The 285-nt window shown below is 38.6% G+C and carries 1 protein-coding gene; it reads left to right on the top strand.

Annotated elements, in window-relative coordinates; all coding sequences use genetic code 11:
* Positions 1–285: hypothetical protein (locus tag DXD92_RS18805; protein WP_207665706.1), on the top strand; the 285-nt coding region annotated here is incomplete at both ends.

Here is a 285-nt window from a genome sequence, read left to right as displayed (position 1 = left end):
AAAGATCACAGGTTCGTATGCAAATCAGCCAACAACATTTAAACTTGGTGGCAGAGGTTTTGAGACAACAGATGTCCAGTTTAGTTTTATCTCTGCAAATAACTCAGATCCTGGATTGGATTTCCTAAGATCTTCAGGCGGATGGTCGTTATGGATTTATAAAAAGACTACTTCAACATGGGGCCTTATAACAAGATTAAATGAACCGTATGGACAGCTGAGAGTATTTAATTATACTCAAGGTTCTGGTCCATATACAGTGACGTGGACATCAACCAAATTAGC

Source organism: Blautia sp. TM10-2 (assembly GCF_003480845.1).
GTDB classification, from domain to species: Bacteria; Bacillota; Clostridia; order Lachnospirales; family Lachnospiraceae; genus Fusicatenibacter; species Fusicatenibacter saccharivorans.
The sequence above is the reverse complement of the archived record's forward strand: the minus strand, read 5'-3'. Positions and strand labels throughout refer to the sequence as shown.